11 protein-coding genes and 2 pseudogenes are annotated in these 17,574 nt (G+C 58.5%); 1 reads left to right on the top strand and 12 read right to left on the bottom strand.

The annotated features are described in order from the left end of the window. Positions 1-58: 58 nt before the first annotated feature. The 3 genes and pseudogenes from J8C01_RS12505 to J8C01_RS12495 all read right to left on the bottom strand — a co-directional run. A pseudogene (locus J8C01_RS12505) lies at positions 59-370 on the bottom strand (redoxin domain-containing protein); the annotation flags it as partial. 12 nt (positions 371-382) lie between these two features. Next, positions 383-583 (bottom strand): AhpC/TSA family, encoded by a 201-nt coding sequence (locus tag J8C01_RS12500; protein ID WP_014101215.1) that lies wholly within the window; start codon positions 581-583, stop codon positions 383-385. 24 nt (positions 584-607) lie between these two features. Beyond that, positions 608-1,084 (bottom strand): DUF4760 domain-containing protein, encoded by a 477-nt coding sequence (locus tag J8C01_RS12495; RefSeq protein WP_211433171.1) that lies wholly within the window; start codon positions 1,082-1,084, stop codon positions 608-610. A 217-nt stretch (positions 1,085-1,301) separates the two neighbouring features. Between J8C01_RS12495 and J8C01_RS12490 the strand changes: the two genes are divergently transcribed. Then, entirely contained in the window at positions 1,302-6,635 is a 5,334-nt protein-coding gene (locus tag J8C01_RS12490) for an AAA family ATPase (protein ID WP_211433170.1), read from the top strand. A gap of 99 nt (positions 6,636-6,734) precedes the next feature. Here J8C01_RS12490 and J8C01_RS12485 read toward each other — a convergent pair whose 3' ends face one another. The 9 genes and pseudogenes from J8C01_RS12485 to hsdR form a co-directional block, all read right to left on the bottom strand. Further along, a complete protein-coding gene (locus J8C01_RS12485) occupies positions 6,735-6,932 on the bottom strand; it encodes a HepT-like ribonuclease domain-containing protein (RefSeq protein ID WP_249355525.1) in 198 nt (65 codons plus the stop codon). A gap of 10 nt (positions 6,933-6,942) precedes the next feature. Further along, the gene (locus tag J8C01_RS12480) at positions 6,943-8,205 is read right to left on the bottom strand and encodes an RNA-guided endonuclease InsQ/TnpB family protein (protein WP_211433169.1); all 1,263 of its coding nucleotides are present in this window, start codon (positions 8,203-8,205) and stop codon (positions 6,943-6,945) included. A 258-nt stretch (positions 8,206-8,463) separates the two neighbouring features. Then, positions 8,464-8,853: a restriction endonuclease subunit S gene (locus J8C01_RS15650; protein ID WP_211433168.1), complete on the bottom strand. Its 390-nt coding sequence runs from the start codon at positions 8,851-8,853 to the stop codon at positions 8,464-8,466. 257 nt (positions 8,854-9,110) lie between these two features. Further along, entirely contained in the window at positions 9,111-10,907 is a 1,797-nt protein-coding gene (locus J8C01_RS12470; RefSeq protein WP_211433284.1) for a GmrSD restriction endonuclease domain-containing protein, read from the bottom strand. 72 nt (positions 10,908-10,979) lie between these two features. Then, positions 10,980-11,282 (bottom strand): annotated as a pseudogene (locus J8C01_RS12465) (type I restriction enzyme endonuclease domain-containing protein); the annotation flags it as partial. A 1-nt stretch (position 11,283) separates the two neighbouring features. After that, the gene (locus tag J8C01_RS12460; RefSeq protein ID WP_211433167.1) at positions 11,284-12,168 is read right to left on the bottom strand and encodes a hypothetical protein; all 885 of its coding nucleotides are present in this window, start codon (positions 12,166-12,168) and stop codon (positions 11,284-11,286) included. 4 nt (positions 12,169-12,172) lie between these two features. Next, positions 12,173-13,402 (bottom strand): restriction endonuclease subunit S, encoded by a 1,230-nt coding sequence (locus tag J8C01_RS12455; protein ID WP_211433166.1) that lies wholly within the window; start codon positions 13,400-13,402, stop codon positions 12,173-12,175. Beyond that, on the bottom strand, positions 13,399-14,928 hold the full coding sequence (locus tag J8C01_RS12450; RefSeq protein ID WP_211433165.1) for a type I restriction-modification system subunit M: 1,530 nt from the start codon (positions 14,926-14,928) through the stop codon (positions 13,399-13,401). The genes J8C01_RS12455 and J8C01_RS12450 overlap by 4 nt, the downstream gene beginning before the upstream one ends. Continuing rightward, the gene (hsdR, locus tag J8C01_RS12445; protein ID WP_211433164.1) at positions 14,925-17,573 is read right to left on the bottom strand and encodes an EcoAI/FtnUII family type I restriction enzme subunit R; all 2,649 of its coding nucleotides are present in this window, start codon (positions 17,571-17,573) and stop codon (positions 14,925-14,927) included. The genes J8C01_RS12450 and hsdR overlap by 4 nt, the downstream gene beginning before the upstream one ends. Position 17,574: the final 1 nt, after the last annotated feature.

Genomic DNA, 17,574 nt, shown 5'->3' with positions numbered 1-17,574 from the left:
TCTTGCCGGTGCCGGCCGTCCAGCATAGACGCGGCCGGCACCAGGCGAGACTAAGCACTCAACGAGTGGGTATCTGTCCCAAAGTTACATCCAGCGGCGGGTGATTCGGTACGAGATCACAGAGATAACGTTCAACGACCCGGCCATCGCCGTCAATCAGAAATTGCGCCGGGAGTGGCACACCCAAAGCGGCTCCCGTGCCATAGCCCTTGAAGACCACCCACTCCGGGTCACTGAGCAACGGGTAGGGCAACGCCAAATCCCCGGCGATAAGCTTGGACGTTGGCACATCGGTTGTGGTCACGACCACCACTTCGGCTCCTCGTTCCTGAAAAGCTGGGTATTGTTCGCGCAACTCGACCAGTCGCGGATAGCAGAACGGTCAGATGAATCCCCGGTCCACGATGCGGGTCAGGTAGAGCAGACACCACCGGGGCGCCACCGCCGACAGCGTAAAGGGCTGCCCGTGAATATCGGGCAATGTAAAGTCAGGCGCCAGTTGCCCCAGTTCCACAACCGACCGGCTCGGATAGGGAATGAAGTTTCCCTTGAAAGGCAGCTCCAGCAGCTTGGCAAGGTTCACAGCCTGTCCCCCTCGTCAATGTCCTTATTCGTCACTGCCACCTTCGGGATGGAAGCCACGGGTTTTCCGGCTCTTGTAGGCTTCGCCGTACAACTTCAGCCGCGTCCGCAGGCTTGCCAAACGCTCACTGTAGTTCGGATAGCGCCGGATGAGTTTTTCGAGGTTGACCATGTACCACGGTCCGAACATGTCACGCAGTTCCGGCAGAAACGGCTCCAGTTTGGCAAACACGGCAAAACATTCCGTGTTGGTGTCAAAAAACAAGGCTTCGTCCAGCGTTCCGTGGTTGACCAGCGCGGCGGCCATGTCCCAGTACGTCGTCACCTGCCGCCAGTAAGCGCCATACACCGGGTTGCGCTTGTCAAACAGCAGGTCTTTGATGTCTTGGGCCGATTCCGGGAAAAACTTGAAAGCCACGAAATCCCGCGCCTCGCGCATTACCGGGTCACGGCGCAGTTCGTAGAGTTTCAGAATCAGTTGTGCGTCTTCATGGGTCGCCATGCGGGAGCCGCCTCATTCCTGATAGAGAGAAATACCTGTTGCTAGCACTGTATCACAACCGGGGCGAAACGGTGGGCGCGAAAGTGCGGCGTCCGGCCCGGTGCGCTGGCCCCCAACGCCCTGTCAGCCCCAGAAGCACTGCCAAACTTCTGTAGCTTTCATTCAGAACAAGCTTTACACTTTGGCGGTTGTACCTTGTGCCAGCCCCACCTGCCTGATGTCGGTTTACGACTGCGTACCACCTGGCTATATCGTGGCTGCCGAAGTGTACCGCAGCACCCGGACCCTGGTGCTGCGGGCACAGCGGGCGGACACGGGCGCGGCTGTCGTTCTCAAAACGACGGCCGAAGCCATGCCGCCGGCCGCCCTGATGCAACGCTACGACCACGAGTGGAACCTGCTTTCCTCGCTGGCCGCCCAGGCCGGGGAAGGTTCCAGCATCATCTGCGCCCATGAACTGACGCGCGTCGGACATCGCCCCGTTCTCATTGTCGAAGACTTCGGCGGACAGGCGCTGCGCCACCTGGTGGCCTCATACGCACATCTGCCGTTGACCGAACGGCTTGTCATTGCCATCGGTATCCTGGACGCACTGGAAGTCATCCACCGGCACCATATCCTTCACAAGGATGTCAATCCCTCGAATGTCATCGTCAATCGCACCACCAAGCAGGTCAAACTCATTGACTTCGGCATTGCCGTCCGCAGCCGTCGCTTCGTAGCCCGGCATACCGCGACAGATATGTTCGAGGGCACGCTCGACTACCTCGCGCCGGAGCAGACCGGCCGCATGAGTTGCCCGATTGATGCGCGCGCCGACCTGTACGCTTTCGGCGTGCTGCTCTACGAGTTGCTGACGGGCAGCCTGCCGTTTCGGGCGCACGACCCACTGGAAATCATCCATGCGCACCTGGCGCTCGTGCCGCCGCCCGTCCGGCAGCGCACTCCCCAGATACCGGCGCCCCTCTCCGACATCGTGGCCAAGCTTCTGGCCAAATCTCCCGACGACCGCTACCAGACGGCCGCCGGCGTCCGGGCCGACCTGCTTGAGTGTCAGCGCCAGCTCGCCGGCGACGGCGAGTACCCGCCGCCCACCATCCATCCCTTTCCGCTGGGACGGCATGACGCCCGCACCTTTGTCATCCCCAAACGGCTGTATGGACGCGAGCGCGAAGTTGCCCTCCTGCGGGAAGCCTTCGACCGCATCAGCCAGACCGGATGTGAAATGGTTCTCGTCACCGGGCCTTCCGGGATTGGGAAAACCGCCCTCATTGCCGAACTGCACGTGCCCGTCACGGCGCGGCGCGGTTTTTTCATTGCTGGCAAATATGAGCAGTTGCGGGGAAGCACTCCCTATTCGGGGTTGGGACTGGCGCTCCGGCAGCTTGTCCGGCAACTGCTGGCGCGCAGTGACGCCGAACTCCAAAGCTGGCGGGAAGCCATCCGCACGGCCCTTGGCGCATCCGCCGCCATGCTGTTGCCGATTGTTCCTGATCTGGCGCTCATCGTGGGCGAGAACATGCCGGCGTATGAAATCTCCGGGATGGAAGCCCGCCACCGCCTGGAGCGCGCCTTTGAAGGGCTGCTGAGTGTTTTTGCCGCCAGACATCACCCGCTGGTGCTGTTCCTGGATGATGTCCAGTGGGCCGATGCCGCCTCGCTCGAACTCCTTGCGGCGCTGGCCCGCAACCGGCAGCGGTTACAGGCGCTCATCATTCTGGCCTCCCGTGAGCAGGCAGAAAGCGCCGGGCATTCGCTCACGCTGGCCCTGGACACCTTTCGCAGCACGGGCATTCCCCTGACCTACATCCCCCTCAAGCCGCTGGAATCCGACAGCGTGGAACAGCTTACGGCGGCGGCCATGGGTGCCACGGAGGATGTTGCGGCCGTGGCGGCCATCGTCCATCGCAAAACCGGCGGCAACCCCTTCTTCGTCCGTGAGTTGCTGGAGCGCCTCGCCGCCGATGGCTGGCTGACCTTTCAACCGGGCCAGGGCTGGCGGGCTGACCTGGAAGGCATCGCCACGGCTGCGCTGACGGAAAATGCCGTCACCTTTCTCATCGAAAAACTCCACCGCTGCCCGGCTTCCGTCCAGCAGGTACTGCATGCCGCCGCCTGTCTTGGCAGCACCTTTGATGTGGCACAGGCCGCGCTGGCGGCGGAAACCGATGTACCCACCGCACAGGCTGCCCTGGAAGCAGCGGTTGCCGCCGACCTCGTGCTGGGCGAAGCCACCGCCGGGCGTCGGACGCACCGTTTTGCCTTCGTTCATGACGGCGTGCAGCAGGCGGCTTACGAACTGGCGCCGGAAGCGGAACGGCGCGCACGCCACTGGCGCACCGGCCGGCGCCTGCTGGCCGCGGCCCACCCCCTCACCCCGGACACTTCGCTGGCCAGCTTCACGACCCGCCTCTTTGACATCGTCAACCACCTCAACCGGGGCCGTGAGCAAGCCACTGCAGAAGAACGTGAAGAACTGGCGCACCTCAACCTGCACGCCGGACGCGCCGCCAAAGCCGCGGCCGCCTTTGCGCCGGCGCTGGAGTATTTGCAGGTTGGGCTGGAACTCCTGCCCCCGGATGCCTGGGAACACCACTACGAACTCGCCCTGCATCTGCACCTCGAAGCGGCCGAGACAGCCTTTTTCAGCGCCAACCCAAAGGTTGCCCAGACGCTCACGCAGACCGTGTTCCATCATGCCCGGACGCTGCCTGACGCCCTTCTGGCGCATGAAATCGCCATCCTGTCCCATTCGGCCCAGTACCAATTCCACGTGGCGCTGGACCATGCCCGGACGGTTTTGCAGCAGCTTGGCATTCCCCTGCCCGAACACCCGACGCCAGCCGACATTGGTGCCGTCTGGGGACGCCTCGGCCCCCGTATCGCCTCCCTCGACACGGATGCGCCGCTGAACCTGCCGGAAATGCAGGACCATCAGGCGCTGGCGGCCTCCCGTCTGCTGTACCGGATGTCGGTGCCGGCGTTTCTCAGCAACAGCCCGTTGTTTACGCTGGTTGTGTTGTGGCGCGTGGCACTCGTTCTCGAACATGGCCTCAACGACCTGGCGGCCTCGTCCTTTGTGGCACTGGGACTCGTGTTGTGCAGTGGTTTCAACGACCCGGCGCAGGGGTATGCCACGGGGCGCTTTGCCCGCCGCCTGCTCGATCAGCGGCCCACGAGTGAAGCCCGCGCCCGGGCGCTGATTTCCTACTATTTCTTTCTCAGCGTCTGGCGGGAACCGGCCCGGGATTCGATCACGCCGCTCCGCGTGGCCTATCAGGAAGGGGTTGAAACCGGCGACCTGGAGTTTGCTTCGACGGCGCTGCTGGGGGTCACCTGGCTTGGTATCTTTATCGGCCAACCACTCGACAGCCTGGAACGCGACGCCCAAAAGCATAGCGAAGCCATCCGCGCCCTGCGCCAGGAACGCAACTACCGGACGAACAACCTCTGCCTGTCCTACGTCCGCAACCTGCGCACCCAGACGGCTGACCCGATGCAGATCACGTGGGGCGAGGGCGACCAGGCCATGGACGATGCCGCCGTAGCGGCCACCGGCGACCAGGGAACCCTTGGCACCCTGGCCTATCTGCGGATGAAGCTTGCCTATCTGTTTGGCGACGACCAGCGGGCCTATGAACAGTCCCTGCTGTGCGAAGCCAACATGACCGGTTTACAGTCATCCTGCCTCCAGCCAAACGTGTATCTGTTCGGCGCGCTGACTCGCCTGGCCCGGTTGCGCACCGGCCGTGTGGCGGAGCCGGAAGCCCAGGCCATGTGGGGATGGATCGACGATGCCCGCCGCCGCATGGCCCGGTGGGCCGAGCTGGCGCCGATGAACTATGGCCAGAAACTTCACCTGATAGACGCGGAACTCCACGCGCTGCGGGGTGACATCGGAGCCGCCCTGGAAGCATACGACCGGGCCATTGCCACGGCGCGTGAAAATGGCTTCATCCACGAGGAAGCCCTGGCCAACGAGTGTGCCGCGCGCTTTTTCCTCGACCAGAAACGCACCAAAATCGCGCGCGCCTATGCCCAGGATGCACGCCGCGCCTATGTCCGGTGGGGGGCGACGGAAAAGGTCCGGTATTTCGATGAGCAGTACGGCGCGCTGCTGACGGAGCCGGACTTCATGCGCTCAACCGGCACCCACGTGGCGCTGACCACCACCAGCATCCCGACCTCCTCGACCAGCGGTGGCGGCTCACTCGATATGGCCAGCGTCATGAAAGCGGCCCGCGTGCTGGCCGGGGAAATCGTCCAGGAACGCCTCCTCGATGCCCTGCTGAGAATTGCCCTGGAAAATGCCGGCGCCACCCGTGGCGTCCTGATGCTCCCCCGGGAAGATGGCCGCTGGTACGTCGAAGCGGAGCGGGATGTCCACCGCCCGGCGCCGGCCACGCCGACGCCGCGCCCGTTGGAAGAAGTTGACGCGCTGCCGTTGAGCATCATCCACGTCGTCCTGCGCACCGGTGAAGGTATTTTCCTCGAAGATGCCACGGAATCCCCGGATTTCAGCCAGGACCCTTACGTTCAGTCCGTCGGGTTGCGGTCAGCGCTCTGCCTCCCGGCCCGGCATCGGGGGCAGGTACGCGCCCTGCTCTACCTGGAAAACCGCGCCGTCGCCAATGTCTTTCATGCCCAACGCCGCGAAGCCCTGACGATTCTCACCGCCCAGGCCGCGGTCTCGCTGGAAAATGCCCGTCTTTATGCCAACCTCGAGGAAAAGGTCCGGCAGCGGACGCAGGAACTGGCTGAAAAAAACCGGCGCCTCGAACAGACCACGACCGAAATCCTGGATGGAATCCGTTATGCCGAGCGCATTCAGCGCGCCATCCTGCCCACACCCGAAGAACTCACCCGGGCCTTTGCCGAGCATTTCGTTCTCTGGCGACCGCGGGACATCGTCTCCGGCGATTTCTACTGGCTGCACTGCTGGTGCACCGCCGGGCGCGAGACACGCTGGCTGGCCGTGGCGGACTGTACAGGCCATGGCGTACCGGGTGCGCTGATGTCCATGATTGGGAATGAACTGCTCAACCAGATTGTCATTGAACGGGGCATCGAGTCGCCGGCGGCGATTCTGGAAGCCCTGGATACCGGCATCCGTACGGCATTGCGTCATGACGCGCGTCAGGATGCGCAGCGCGATGGCATGGACGTTGTGCTGTGCCGGCTTGAACCAGACGGCATTGTGACCTTTGCCGGGGCCGGGCGTCCGCTGTACGTCGTGGAACAGGGGCTTTTGCGCGAGATACGCGGCGACCGGGGCGGTGTCGGGAGCAGCAAACGGCAGCGTCTTTTCACCGGGCACCGCCTCCACCTGCCTCCCGGCGCGATGTTGTATCTGAGTTCGGATGGTTTTGCCGACCAGAACAATCCCCAGGGACAGCGTTACGGGTCTTCGGCGCTCAAACAAACGCTTCAGGAAGTGGCTTCCCAGGCGCTTCCTTTGCAGCAGCGGCACCTCGAATGGTGCTTTGACACGCACCGAAGCGGCGAGCCACAGCGGGATGATGTCACGCTGGTTGGCATCCGCATCTCGTAAGAGTTCGGGTCATGGCAGGACTGTGCGCTTTGGGATTGGAAATCGTTGCTCAGGGTTCTTCAGCTTCGAGGCGCTGCAAGAATCGCTCAACTGCTGATTTCAGGGCCGTATGTCACGCTGCACGGTATGCCAAACAACGTCGGTGTCTATCTCGAAGTAACCATGCACCAGGACGTTGCGCATACCGATGATTTTGGTCCAGGGAATCTCAGCCGCCAGCATCCGAACCTCTTCTGGCAAGGCGCGGGCTGCCTCACCAATGATTTGAAGATGCCGAAGAAACCACGTTTTTGACATACTCCCCTGCCTAAAGGCAGGGGATTCTTGTTCTTGGTTCTGCGAGCGCACTTACTTCATCAGGTTGCCCCTCTAAAGCAGCGGTGCATCTCTCCCCAAGCGTTCCCTCTTTCGAGGCAGTTCCCTTTTGCCCAAAGGTACTGTTTTGCCACTCCATTCCCAAGATGCTTAGTCCCTTCTTGAGGATGTTCAAAGCCGCATTCTGGTCTCTGTCTGATTCAAATCCACATTGAGGACAACTATGGGTTCTGGTGGATAGGGTTTTTACTACCATACGCCCACAGTTACTACAGTCCTGTGTGGTGTACTGCGGTGGTACGCTGACTACTGCCTTGTCCCATACCTTACCGTAGTAGTCTAACCACTGGGTGAACTGCGACCAGCTAGCATCATGAATGGATTTGGCAAGATGATGGTTCTTGACTAGGTTCTTCACCTGCAAGTCTTCGTACACCACGACATCGTGAGATGCCACCACGCACCGAGCTAACTTAATCACCCAGTCTTTACGCTGGCGTTGGACTTTCAGATGTGCTTTGCCTAGTCTTTTCTTTTGCTTGTGGTAGTTCTTAGATTGAGGTTTCGCCCCTTTCTTGAACTTCCTACTCAACCTGCGCTGGTGGCGCTTTAGCCGCTTCTCTGCTTTCCGCAGATACTTAGGACACTCTACAGGGTTGCCGTTCTGGTCGGTGTAGAAAGCCTTTAAGCCCAAGTCAATGCCAATCACATTGCCTGTGTATGCTCCCTGCTCTTTGCGCTCCACATCCAAGCAGAACTGGGCATAGTACCCATCTGCCCTGCGTATCACCCGCACCCGATTGATTTTGGAGTTTAGGATATGGTGTCTTGCCTCACCATTGCAGTACAAGGCGAATGTTCCTGCGTTGAAGCCGTCGGTGAACGTGATGGACATGCCGTCAGGAGACAGCTTCCAGCCGGACAGCTTGTACTCGACCGACCGACAGTTCTTCTTGAACTGCGGATAGCCTTTCCTGACCGCCTTGTTTCTGCAGTTGGTATAGAACCGAGAAATGGAAGCCCAGGCTCGCTCTGCACTTGCCTGCCTTGCCGCTGAGTTTAACTTCCTGACAAAGTCAAACTCTTTGGCCAGGTCTTTGCAGTGGGCATAGAGAACAGCTTTGTTTACACTCTTGTTGTCCATCCAGTACCGCACACGTATGTTTCTGACAAACTGTGCGGTACGGATGGCTTCATCCAGAGCCTGATACTGCTCTGCTGTCCCGTTGAGTAGCTTGGCTTCCATGACTCTCATACTGCTATTTTATCACAGGTTTGGCTTGATAAAACAGCGTGCGCCTTATATCCCTGCCCTAAAGTGCAGGGCTTTACGGCGTTTTTTCGGTAAGAGTTCATCTTGCTCAAATGGTTTCCTGTTCGCGATCCGCATAGCGCTCAATGGCAGCAAGGGATGTCAGTATGTCGCGCAGTCGCTCTCTCTCTGCTATCCCTCATACGGGCACGGCCTCCTGAAGGACGCGCTCCCGAATGCGTGACTTCAAGTCTCGTTCCGTCACCACATCCACGCGGCAACCCAAAAGCTGCTCCAGGTCATACTGGAGCCCTCCGAGATCAAAAAGCGACCGTCCGGTTTCCAACTCCGGTCCATGTAATCGAGGAAGCGGACGATGGCGGTTTGTTCGGGGAGGGGTGGAACAGGGACATAGAATGACCCAAGTCGCCCCTCGGCAATTGCCGGGTAAGCTGTGCCAACCGATTCGGCAGTTACACGATCAGTGAAAGTATTGCTCTGCACCAAGTAGCTCACGTATTTCGGCTGTGTGCTGGGTCCTGGCGTCAAAACAGCAAAGCCGGTCGAGTACACTAGAGCCTCTGCGTCTCTGTCCACATAATAGACCGCCTTCAGGTAAGTTCGAACGGTTGAGATAATGGTAACTCCCATATGGAGAACTCGTCTGGCGCGGGAGGGGGCGTTACCAAATCGCAGCCGTTGTGGCTCTCTGGTTAGAAAACCTGTGCCCACCGTACTTATGTCAATGTACCGGAATTCATAGTCAGCAGGAGTAGTGTCTGGCAGGACACTCGCATTTTACCGTACCAACCGTTTGAGCGGCTTGAGTTCCCAATGCTCCGGCACCTCGCCCAGCCACGGCACGCCGGAGTCTTTGTAGGCGGGGTACGGCTTGAGTTCCTCGGTCATCAGAGCACCTCGAACCAGCGTTTGATGCGAAGGGCCATGAGCCGGCGTCGCTTGGCAAGGAACGTTTCATAGTCCGGCACCTGGCCGTTGAGCAGACTCTCCGGCAGGCAGTTTTCCTCGAAGTTTTGCCGCAGAACCTCCGGGTCGGTGATGCCGCCGTAGCGCTTCGGGCCGCCGTTCACCTGCTCAACAATTTCCTTGAAATAGATTTCGGGGGACTTGTCGCCAATCGCGATATTGATTTCACTTTGCGCCATGACGAAGTTGGCGATCTGGTTGTACTGGCCACGGCTCAAGCCCTGCTGCTGAAGGTATCGCCGCGGGAAAATGTGGTGCTTGTCGCCGCGGTTGAGCAAGAGATCGCGCACGGTGATGTCCTTGGAGAGGAAACCCTTGTCGCCAAGCCGCGCTTGGGCGGCAAGATATGCAATGAAGTATAGGGACTGAGCCGTAGAGGTCTCCATGTGCTGAGGCAACATTCCCGTCCAAAAGCTGTCCGGCAGTTTGGTTGCGATGACGGCGTCGGCATAGCTTCGCAGTCCTTGCGCCTCGATCTGGCGGATGTCGAGGTCAAAGGTCGACTCGGGACCGCTGGTATAGCGGCCGGTAAGGATGGACATCGCATACCAGCGGCGCACCAAGCACTCGATTTCGTCAGGTGGGAGCCCCTCGCACCGGCCGCGCAGGTAGACAATGTAGGCGAAATTGACCGCGTTGCGGGAAGTGATCAGGTCACTGGTGGCAAAGCCGGCCGACCGCAGGATCATGGTCAGGCGATCGAAATGGGTTTTGTTCATGAAGGCCAGAATGCCCGACTTGAGTTTAGCGAAGGACTCCTCAGCAATTGATTCTTCATACTGCTTGGTCTCGAAATTGCGCCCCGAAAGCAGCGCCACCAGGTCCTGCAGCTTGCCGCGGCCAAACTCGTAGGTGAACGCCACGCGCAGCATGTCGGTATAGGTGGGGTCGTAGAGGTCGTCGTTGACGTCCTTGAGCCAGCGCATGGCCGGCCAGAACTCGGACCGTACGAAATCCGGATCACCATTTTCGATCTTCGAGGCGAATTCGGGAGCGACTGCGAGGTGGCAGAAATAGTCAATCGCTTTGCGCAGGAGGTTACCCCCGTATTTCTCGTTCACCGCGATCTTGGACATGGCAAAGTCGGCTTGGGAAAGCTCCACACCCGCCGAGTTCACACGGATAAAAATCTCGGTGACCGTCTCGATGTCCAAATCGTCAGCCAGCTCGATCACGCCGACGTGGTTGTGAATGATCTTCCGCAGTCGCTCGAGGGTGGCGAACACGGCATCTTGTGAGGTACCCGCGTTCCGTTGGCAATAATCTGTCACGATCTGGAAAACACTCGCAGTGGGCGAGAACAGCTCGGCAATATCTGCCAACCACGCGGGATCTTTCGCGATGGCGGGGTTGCTGACCTCAAAGTGCTCTTCTTGCGGATGAAAAGCAATCCGGATGCGGACGGTATCGTAGTCCTTGGTGAGTACCTCCCTGCCCAAGAGGGCGGCCATCAGCGCCGTGATCCGCTGCTGGCCATCAATGAGGATGCGCTTGCCGGCCGAAAACGTGCCATCCTTGAGCCTGACCGTGGGATTGCGCCAGGTGATCAAGTAGCCAACCGGATACCCGCGGTAAAGGGAGTCAAGCAGGTTGCGCACCTTGATGGCATCCCAGACGAAGGGCCGTTGGATTTCGGGTATGGCGATCTCGCCGGATTTCACCCAGGTCAATAGGGTTTCAATGGGATGCGGAGTGACTGAGTAGCGCATCGCGAATATTCTTTCACAAGAAGGTTTACAGAGAAAAGAGCAATGCTGGAATGAACGTCCAGCTCTCGACCTTCTCCGAAATTATGCCACCGCCCATTCTGCCGAAAGCACCTCCGCCTGCTCCAGCACCGTCTGTGTCGCTTTCTCCTGCTTGTCTGGGGGGTAGCCGTGTTTGCGAAGAATACGTTTGACCAGCACGCGCAACTGCGCCCGCACGTTCTCCCGCAGCGTCCAGTCAATCGTCACGTTGGCGCGGACGGTGCGGACCAGTTCCTGGGCAATTTGCCGCAGCGTCGGCTCGCCGAGCACCTTGACCGCGCTGTCGTTGGTCTCCAGGGCGTCGTAAAAGGCAAGTTCCTCTTCGGAAAGACCAAGCTGTTCCCCCTCAAAACAGCGTCGGATGGTTCGTGCCTACTTGAAGTTGCAATGGCACCGGGCTATACGTAGCATCTTTTTTGTCCGGAAATCCCCAAAGGTTGAACTTCCGGTAAAGCCCGAATTGCTGCTTCCAGCGTGTTTCCTGCAGATCGCGGCACCAGCGAACAACCACCGCGCCGAGTTCCCGCTTTGTCGGTTGGTGTGAGCCTGCCACGAGGGCCATCTGGGTGGCACCCAGCAATACATCGCAGAGCTGAAGGAGGTCACAGGCTGCAGAATCCTGAAGCTGGAGTTGCAGCGACACGCCGGGATACGGCTTTCCTTCTTCTCGACTCAAAAACGCGTCCAGCTCCGCGCGGTAGGGCAAGTAGGTTTCGAAGTTATCTGTCCATCCTTGCTCCGGGCGGCTCATCCGGTCCTTTGCATCTGACACGAAGGTAATGGTGACACTGTCCCAGTCCTCCGGTCCAAGGAACCACCTGATACCCGCTTTCAATGCCATAGCCGTAAAGCGGTTGTAAGCAAGGTACTCTTTTGCAAAGCGATTATGCTCAAAGGCAGGGCTGTGGCGGTCAACTGCTAAGGCGGTAAATCGAGCAATCTCCGAAAGCCCTTGCTCATACCCCTGAAGCCAGCGTCGAGCGACACGGGCTTTGGCGCCATATCTTCCCTCGAACCGTTTCGGCAACGCAGAGAAGTGGATTTCCCCGTAGTAGTTCCCCTGCTTGCGACAGGTGTACAGAAGCCCACGGGCTTGCTCCAAGTGCTCCGCTCTCACGAAAAGCAAGCCGATGAGAAGCCACCGTCTGTTAGGCATGCTCATGCTTTCATCGTGGAAGACCCAATATGAGGTGCGACGTACCACGGGATTGCCCCACAGGTCTACCTGCATGCGCTTACAACTCTCCACGAAACGCCTTTTCCAAGATCGCCTGCTCTAAGCGCTTGAGTTCTGCCTCTGTTGCCGCCTGCGCCTCCTTGAGAGCCTGGATTTTTTCCTGCACTGCTTGAAGGTGCGCTACGATGCGGTGCTGCTCGGCAAGGGGTGGGAGGGGGATGGGCGCACCCCACAATGCATCAAGGCACACACGGGGCTGACGGCTTCCGGTTGTGTTCTGAGTGGCGTAAGCAACGAACGAAGGCGAGCGAAGATAGGCTCCCAAATACTGTGGTTCCAGCACGTCCTCCTTTACTGCTAAAGGGATAAACTCCGTTGAGGCGACACCCTCCGCAGAAGGCACAACAACCTTGTTGAGATAGGGACGGAGTTTCCCATAAAGGACAAGTCCAGGACGATACACTATGACTTGGCTTTTGATTTCCGCCCCCGGAAGCTCAACGGGTGTGGGTTCATCCCATTGACCGGGTGCGACATGCTCCATGCCTAGATAATGGAACACGGTGTCTGGCTGACTGTTTGGCTGTAGCGTTACTGAGTCGCGACATGCCACCTTCCCCAACTGCACCCATCGCCAGTCTTTGGGCAGGTCGGAGCCGGGGCGGGGGAAGGTCTGGGCGAGGACGGACTGCCAGAGGCGCTCGGCGTCCTTTTGGGCCTCCTGCCGCAAGCGCCGTGCCTCCCGCACCCGGTCCATCAGCTCTTCAATCCGCGCCACGATGCGCCGCTGCTCGGCAAGGGGTGGGAGGGGGATGAAAGCATCAAGCACGATCTCGGGTTTCAGCCTTTGTCTGCTCCCAGTGGCACCTGTTACGTCGGTGCGAACTTGGTCAAGGAAAGTGCTCGTTAAAAGAAGCATTCCAAGATAGTCCACATCCAGCATTTCAGGTCGCGCAGGTCGCGGCCGCAACGGCATGAATTCGGTAGAAGCAAGGAGCCGGTTTTCAGAATTGACAGTACCTCTCTTTACAACCCAAGCACGAGGAATGCGCGGATTCAGCTTGGAGAAAAGGCACACATTGGGTTGAATAACTAACTTTGCGCTACCTATTGCGGATCTCTTGAGCACCTCGGGTTGCTTATTATTGTCGTAGGCAGGGATGCTATAAACAAGAAATCCGTGGTGAGGGAGACGGGAGGGATCTATTGTCCGACGTTCATACTCGCATGCCTCCCCCAACCGTATCCACCGCCAGCCTTCGGGGAGTTTGTAGGGTCCTTCGGTCATGCTTCGCCCTCCCCGTTTGCGTTACTCAACATCATGTCCAGTTCTTCCACGATGTTCAGAATCTCGCGTTCCCGCTCCAGGAGGCTGGCGACGATCTCCATGGGTGCGGGCAGGGCTTCGGTCTCTTTGCGGTTGGGGTTGCGGGCGGTGAGGTCATAGCCGCGGGCCCTGATCTCCTTGACCGGCACGATCCAGGAGCGCTCGGAGAGGCAAGCCTCACAGGGACCCTGACCCTTCCGGTAGGCGTCCCAGGCCTTGTAGAGTTCGCGGGCCTCCTTGAAGTGTTCGTCCTGGATGGGACTCCCCTTGCTGAACTTCTTGAGACCCTCGGGGAGCGGGAGTTCGTAATACCAGATCTCCCGGGTTGGTCCCGGTCGTTCAAAGAAGATGAGGGCGGTCTTCACATCCGAGTAGGGCGCGAACGTGCCCGGCGGAAGACTCACCACCGTGTGCAGGTTGAATTGATCCAGCAGGTTCCGCTTCACCTCGGCAAACGCCCCGCCCCGGAAGAGGGTGCCTTCGGGCACGACCATACCACACCGCGCGCCATCTCTGGGCTTAAGCTTCTTCATGCCATCTCTGGGCTTAAGCTTCTTCATGATGTGCTGGAGGAAGAGCAGTTCCGTGGCCGTCGCCTGAATGGGAAAATTCGCTTGAATGTGCCGCCCCTCTGTGCCGCCGAATGGGGGATTCGTCAGGACCATATCAAAACGCTCGGTGACGCTTCGAATGTTTTCTTCCAGCGTATTCCGCCGGACCACCCGCGGTGCGGTCACCCCGTGGAGGACCATGTTCATCAGGCCGAGCAGCGCGGGGATGGGCTTCTTCTCCTGGCCGAAGAAGGTGTGCTCCTGAAGTGTCCGATGGTCATCCAGGGTTCGCTCATACTGCTTCATCCACAGGTAGGACTGGACAAGAAATCCGCAGGTCCCGCAGGCCGGGTCGTAAACGGTCTCTCCAATCTTGGGGTCTACTACCTCCACCATGAACCGCACCACCGAACGTGGCGTGTAGAATTCACCTGCCAGGCGGTTCTCGCTGCCCAGGCGACGGAGGAGTTCTTCGTATACCTGAGAGACGATGAAGATGTCGTCCTGGCTGTGGAAGTCGATGCCGTTGATGATGGCGAGAACCTCCTTGAGGTTGTAGCCCGAGGCGCAGACGATCACGTTCCGTTCGGCGAACACGCTCCGAATGGTTTCCCGCAGAGAGTCGCCGCCCAGGCTTTGGAGGTAGGGGATTAGCCGGCCGTGGACGAACTCCAGCAGACGGTCGGCGGGCCAGTCCTTTGTTGCCCACTCACTCCAGCGCAGATCTCCATCCAATATTCGAGTGTAGGGGTGTCCGGCGAGCTGCGCCTGGGTCTCCCATTCTTCTTCCTGGGCGTCCAGGAAACGCAGAAAGAGGAGCCAGGAGAGGTGCTCGATATACTCCATGATGCCGCCGCAGTTGTTGTCCCGGCGCAGGATGTCGCAAGCCCGCCAGATCTCGTTGGCTAAGGCCTCACGGGTTTGCATTCCGTTCATATAGTCATCTCCTCAGCATAGATTCGTCCTCGCATTTCGTGTAAGGACTGCCTTAAAGAATCCTTCCCACCAAACCAGCTACTGATTTTGAAAGCGCCGCCCCATTCTTGAAATGGAGATACGCTGAAGATTTCGGGTTCGAGTTGTTCGATGCCACCGATGCGGTATTTTTCCAAAAGTTCAAGGAGCACCTTGCGGGCATCTTCTCCGTGCTTGGCGATGAAGGCTTGTTCACGATTACGGAAAGCGGTAGCACGCTCGCTTTTAGTGTGGATGGGAGAGTCGAAGGCGATATGGCTTAAAAGGTCGAAAGCATCCGCATCACTCTGACCAAGCACCTCAGCAATTACCTCTGGATGGATGCTGGATCGGCGAAGGTCTTCCAGAAAGCGACGGCGGCGAATACTGTCAACCCAGATGTCCCGTAAAGTTTGACGAGTCGAGGCAGTTTCGATGATGCGCCGTTTTGTGTAATCCCGGTATTGCTCGAGAGTGAGCTGCTCGCCAGTGGACTCAATCAAAAAGATTGCCTCATCGTCGATGGTCACCTCCAACCCTTCTACTCGAATCTTGCCGCCTTTTTCCTTGGTTGGTTTGAGACCGACTGTTACTGTGACGGTTTCGTTTTCTACCGTTTCAACCCCGATGGTGCGACCAGCGAAGCCGCTGGCGTCGACGATCAGTTGTAGCTGACCGGCAGGAAGCTGATCGAACCGGAACTGACCTTTTTTATCGGTCAGGATAGGTCCTCGCTGGCTGTTCGGTCCGGTGCGGACGCTCACTTTAGCGCCGACAATGAGTTGTTCTGTCTCGGCGTGCAAAACCGTGCCTTCGAGAACGGCGGTTTGGGGACCGGTTGGAGCTTCGGGCGGTGGCAGCGGGGGGCGATCCCACTCATCAAAGAGCCGGGTTGCTCCGGTGTAGTCAATGATGCGAAACCAATATTTGTCGGTCGCAGGGTCCAGGCGGCTTCCACGACCGATGATCTGTTTGAAGAGGATGGGCGAGGAGAGAGTTTTCATGAACACGATATTTCGGCAGGAGGGGACATCAACTCCGGTGGAAAGAAGTTCTGCCGTTGTTGCCACCACCGGCGCAGTTTTATCTGAATCGGCAAAGGCTTCAAGCGCTCGCCGCCCTTCTTCTCTTTCCTCTGAAATGATAGGCACGGCATAGTTAGAAAGCCCCGTCTCCGGGCCGAACTTGTCCTGAAGGAGGCGTGCGACTAGGCGCGCATGCTCCATATCCACGCAAAAGACCATCGTCTTTTCCCTATTCCCAAATTGACTCAGGAGTCCGGCAAGATGCTCGACCATGGCGCGAGTGCGGTCGGGAACGGCAATTTCGCGCTCGAACTGGGGAGTAGTGTAGACCTCCCGCGGCTTGACATCCTCTGGGATGAACACCTCCGCGCCCTGCTCGATCGCATCCTTCAGGCGCAGCCCTGTCGCATCCACCGTGGTGCGCACCCGATGTACCTTGTAGGTGGCCAGGAAGCCATCCTCGATGCCCTGGCCCAAGCTGTACTGGTAAGCAGGTGGCCGCCAAGTACCGCGATTCGGGTTATCCGGGTCAATGGCGACTTCTTCTTCCTCAGCGCAAAAGTAGGCATAGGTGTCCACGTTGTCGTCCTGCTTAGGCGTGGCGGTCATACCGAGGTGGATGGCGGTCCCGAAGTGGTCCAGGATCTCTCGCCAAGTGCAGAAGCCCGATCGGTGGCATTCGTCAATGATGATGAGATCGAAAAAATCTCGAGGAAATTTTTCAAATAACCGTTTGCCCTTGTCATCGGGACTCCAAAGCGTTTGATAGATGCCAAAGTAAATGTCTCGGCTCAAGTTCTCAGGGTGACCTTCGATCTTAAAACGCGGCTCGCTCGTGCCATCGGCGAAAGGCGCAAATGTGTCATAGGCTTGATCTCGCAAAACCACGCGGTCGGCAAGAAAGAGAATGCGTCCGGGACGTCCCGGATGAAGGCGCTCAAGCCACCCAGACTTGACGAGTTTCCAGACTATTTGGAAAGCGACGAAAGTTTTGCCCGTCCCTGTAGCCATTGTCAGGAGCAGACGATTTCGATTCCACATCAGGCGCTTGATAACCTCTCGAATCGCCACCTCTTGGAAATAAAAGGGCTGTTTGCCGCAGACGCTCTCCGCGCAATAAGGGTGTAGCAGCGGATTGGAGCGCTTATCGGTAAAGTTTATGTTTCCTGGGGTAGTTGAGATACCAGCGTTTCGCGTCCATCTTTCAAGAAGCTCTTGCGGTGATGGAAAGCGATCGAGATTTTGACTCGAATTGGTGAAGAAATCGTATTCAACGATTTGGTGACCGTTCGTTGAGTAAGCAAAAGCTAAGCCGAGTTCTTGAGCGTAGCGCTTGACTTGCTCGAGGCCCGCTTCGGGTTGTTCAGATTCCGCTTTGGCTTCCACTACGGCGATGGGAAAAGCGTCTGTCACTCTTAAGAGATAATCCACTTTGCGCGTTTTTCCTCTGCGCACTTGATCACCGATTAGGATGATGTGCCCTTCTGTGTATTGTCGGTCTCGCTGGTAGTAATGTTCGCGAGTGATCTGCGTGTCAGCCCAGCCAGCCGACTTCAGCTTAGGATCGATCAGCGTTGCGCGGGTGTCAGCTTCGTTTTTCATA

The sequence above is a fragment of the Chloracidobacterium sp. D genome (assembly GCF_018304685.1).
Classification (GTDB): Bacteria; Acidobacteriota; Blastocatellia; order Chloracidobacteriales; family Chloracidobacteriaceae; genus Chloracidobacterium; species Chloracidobacterium thermophilum.
This window is presented reverse-complemented; position numbering and strand designations above follow the sequence as displayed.

Bases quoted from the DNA above. Each gene is read 5' to 3' on its own strand.
- J8C01_RS12495 (WP_211433171.1), bottom strand. From the start codon at position 1,084: ATGGCGACCCATGAAGACGCACAACTGATTCTGAAACTCTACGAACTG.
- J8C01_RS12450 (WP_211433165.1), bottom strand. From the start codon at position 14,928: ATGAACGGAATGCAAACCCGTGAGGCCTTAGCCAACGAGATCTGGCGG.
- J8C01_RS12490 (WP_211433170.1), top strand. From the start codon at position 1,302: ATGTCGGTTTACGACTGCGTACCACCTGGCTATATCGTGGCTGCCGAA.
- J8C01_RS12480 (WP_211433169.1), bottom strand. From the start codon at position 8,205: ATGAGAGTCATGGAAGCCAAGCTACTCAACGGGACAGCAGAGCAGTAT.
- hsdR (WP_211433164.1), bottom strand. From the start codon at position 17,573: ATGAAAAACGAAGCTGACACCCGCGCAACGCTGATCGATCCTAAGCTG.
- J8C01_RS12455 (WP_211433166.1), bottom strand. From the start codon at position 13,402: ATGACCGAAGGACCCTACAAACTCCCCGAAGGCTGGCGGTGGATACGG.
- J8C01_RS15650 (WP_211433168.1), bottom strand. From the start codon at position 8,853: ATGGGAGTTACCATTATCTCAACCGTTCGAACTTACCTGAAGGCGGTC.
- J8C01_RS12460 (WP_211433167.1), bottom strand. From the start codon at position 12,168: ATGCAGGTAGACCTGTGGGGCAATCCCGTGGTACGTCGCACCTCATAT.
- J8C01_RS12485 (WP_249355525.1), bottom strand. From the start codon at position 6,932: ATGTCAAAAACGTGGTTTCTTCGGCATCTTCAAATCATTGGTGAGGCA.